Origin of the sequence: Paraburkholderia sp. (assembly GCF_026225065.1) — a bacterium.
In the GTDB taxonomy this organism is placed as follows: Bacteria; Pseudomonadota; Gammaproteobacteria; order Burkholderiales; family Burkholderiaceae; genus Paraburkholderia.
Genome location: NZ_JAMFSB010000335.1, coordinates 1 through 3147 on the forward strand (window position 1 = coordinate 1; position 3147 = coordinate 3147).

Sequence of the window (3147 nt, forward strand, 5' to 3'; positions counted from 1 at the left end):
CAGTGCTGCTGTGAGGGCCGCTTTGAATGCCGTTGGTCATGAAACGCCATGAATTTAATCAGTAAACCGCGATTGTAGCGGATTAGCCAGCCAGTTCGTAACAAGGCTGGGGTAATGCCTGAGTGTCACCGGAAGCTGGCTGCGCCTCCAGAATTGCGCAGATCCGCTGGACGTAGGCCGGACGCGGCTGCGCAAGAAAACCATCCTGAAACGCGACCACCCGCAGACGCGGCCGCACGAGGTCGAGCAGCTCACCCGGCGCAAGCAGGAACGCTGGGTTGGACGGCTTGCCGACGGTCTGGTTGCCGTGTGCGAAGGTCTCGTAAATCAGTACCCCGCCCGGCGCGAGCGCCGCCAGCAGATGCGGGAACAACGGACGATGCAGGTAATTCGTCACCACCACCGCAGCAAATTTCGCATCGTCGGACAGCGGCCAGGGCGCGCCTTCGAGATCGGCCACGAGCGTGGTAATTTGGGGCTCGTCTCGCATGGCGGCGAGTGCCGCCGCATCGCGATCGAGCGCGCTCACCGGATGGCCGTGCCCGGCAAACCAGCGCGCGTGCCGCCCCGCTCCCGACGCCACATCGAGCACTGTGCCACTGGGCGCCACGAGGTGCGCCCAGTGCAGCACCCAGCGCGACGGCTCGCCGAGCGTCGCGTGGGCAACGGCGCAAGCCGTAGAAACCTCGAAATTGCCGGAAGCAGCGGATGCGGATTCGTTCATGGCCTGCAAAAAGCGCTGTGCGCGGTTCGTGCCAGACGCACCCGTTGCGCCAGCGGCGTCAATTGTACGAGAGTCCCATTGCCTCACGCACATCGCGCATCGTCTCGACGGCGAACTTGCGGGCCTTGTCGCAACCGTCGGCCGCGATCGCACGCAGGAGCGACGGATCGTCCATGTACTTTTGCGCGCGTTCGAGCATGGGCTGCTGTTCGCGCAGGATGCCTTCGATCACCGGCTGCTTGCAATCGAGACAGCCAATGCCAGCCGAACGGCAGCCCTTTTGCGCCCATTCGTGGGTGGTCTCGTCCGTGTAGACCTGGTGCAGTTGCCACACCGGGCACTTGTCCGGATCGCCCGGATCGGTGCGGCGCACGCGGGCCGGGTCGGTCGGCATGGTGCGAACTTTCTTCGTGATGGTCTCCGCGTCTTCGCGCAGGCCGATCGTATTACCGTAAGACTTCGACATCTTCTGACCGTCGAGGCCCGGCATGCGCGACGCCTCGGTCAGCATGGCTTGCGGCTCGACGAGGATGATCTTGCGCGACCCTTCGAGGTAGCCGAAGAGGCGCTCGCGGTCGTTCATCGACAGGCTTTGTGACTCCTGCAACATCGCGCGCGCCTGTTCGAGCGCTTCGTCGTCGCCTTCCTGCTGATAGGCATTGCGCAGTTCGTGATAGAGCTTCGAGCGCTTGCCGCCGAGCTTCTTCGCCGCTTCGTTCGCCTTCTCTTCGAAGCCCGGTTCACGGCCGTAAAGATAGTTAAAGCGCCGCGCGATTTCACGCGTCATCTCGACGTGCGGCACCTGGTCTTCGCCGACCGGCACGAGCGAGCCGCGATACAGCAGAATGTCCGCCGCCATGAGCACCGGATAGCCGAGGAAGCCGTACGTGGACAGATCCTTGTCCTTCAGCTTCTCCATCTGCTCCTTGTAGGTCGGCACGCGTTCGAGCCAACCGAGCGGGGTGCTCATGCCGAGCAGCAGCGCCAGCTCCGCATGCTCCGGCACCTTGCTCTGGATGAACAGCGTGGCCTGGGCCGGATCGATCCCTGAGGCGAGCCAGTCGATCAGCACTTCCCAGACGTTCTTTTCGATGACCTCGGGCGTCTCGTAGTGCGTCGTGAGCGCGTGCCAGTCGACGACGCAGAAAAAGCACGGATATTCGGACTGCAGGCGGACCCAGTTTTTCAGCACACCGTGATAGTGGCCAAGGTGCAGGGAGCCGGTAGGCCGCATGCCGGAGAAGATACGGTCAGGGAACATGATTTTATTGAAAGAGCGAAGCAATAGGAGTCAGGATGGCGGTCACGGCGTCATAGCCGAGACCAACGAGCGGGCTCAGCCAGAAGCGGGTCAGGAGGCCGGTCATCACCAGCGCCATCACGATGAAGAAACCATACGGCTCGAGACGCGCCAGCGCAATGGCCTGGCGCGGCGGCAACAGCGCGGTCAGCACGCGCCCGCCATCGAGCGGCGGCAAAGGAAACAGATTGATCACGCCCAGCACCAGATTGACGCCGACTCCGGCCGCCGCCATGCGCGTGAAGAACGGCTCTTCGACGCCGGCTACGCCCAGCGCGACGGCGATCAAGCCCCATACCAGCGCCTGAATGAAATTGCACATCGGTCCGGCCAGCGCGACCCACAGGCTGCCCCAACGCGGATTGCGCAGATTGCCGAACGCCACGGGCACTGGCTTCGCATAGCCGAACATGAACGCACCGCTAGTCGCAAAGTACAGCAGCAGCGGAATCGCGATAGTGCCGAGCGGGTCGATGTGACGCATCGGATTGAACGAGACGCGGCCGAGCGCGTAAGCGGTATTGTCGCCGAGAAGGCGCGCCACGTAACCGTGAGCCGCTTCGTGAAGCGTGATCGCAAAAATCACGGGCAACGCGTATACCGCGACGGTCTGTATCAGGGAAGAGTCCATAACCCGCTATTGTAACAACGCCATTGCGTGCGTCTGTCCGCTGTCGCTCACGCAGGCTAACACGTGGGCCCTCATGCCGGCTGTTCGAGACCAAAAGGGGCGAGGCTGCCGCGCCCTGCCCGCACCAGCACCGGTTCTGCGCCCGTCAGATCGACGATGGTCGACGGCTCGCACGGACACGGGCCACCGTCGATCACGAGATCAACCTGTTTTTCGAGGCGCTCGCGGATTTCTTCGGCGTCGTTGAGCGGCTGGGTTTCGCCCGGCATGATCAGCGTCGTGCCGAGCAGCGGCTGGCCGAGTTCCTCGAGAATCGCCAGCGTGATCGCATGATCCGGCACGCGCAGGCCGATGGTCTTGCGCGACGGATGCGACAGGCGCCGCGGCACCTCTTTGGTGGCTTCGAGCACGAACACGTACGGCCCCGGCGTGACCGATTTGATCAAGCGGTATTGACGGTTGTCGACCATCGCGAAGTTCGCAAGCTCGGAC

The 3147-nt window shown here is 63.3% G+C and carries 4 protein-coding genes; all 4 read right to left on the reverse strand.

Translation table 11 applies throughout. From position 1 onward, the window contains the following. Positions 1-82 precede the first annotated feature (82 nt). Complete coding sequence (locus M0954_RS23470; protein WP_123387787.1) at positions 83-724, reverse strand: bifunctional 2-polyprenyl-6-hydroxyphenol methylase/3-demethylubiquinol 3-O-methyltransferase UbiG; 642 nt, start codon at positions 722-724, stop codon at positions 83-85. Positions 725-782: 58 nt separating this feature from the next. Then, a complete protein-coding gene (locus M0954_RS23475) occupies positions 783-1985 on the reverse strand; it encodes a tryptophan--tRNA ligase (RefSeq protein WP_122151469.1) in 1203 nt (400 codons plus the stop codon). A 4-nt stretch (positions 1986-1989) separates the two neighbouring features. Further along, positions 1990-2655, reverse strand: coding sequence for a site-2 protease family protein (locus tag M0954_RS23480; RefSeq protein WP_123387788.1), 666 nt, complete (start codon positions 2653-2655; stop codon positions 1990-1992). Positions 2656-2726: 71 nt separating this feature from the next. After that, a partial coding sequence (locus M0954_RS23485) for an L-threonylcarbamoyladenylate synthase (RefSeq protein ID WP_297355811.1) occupies positions 2727-3147 on the reverse strand: 421 nt, incomplete at its 5' end.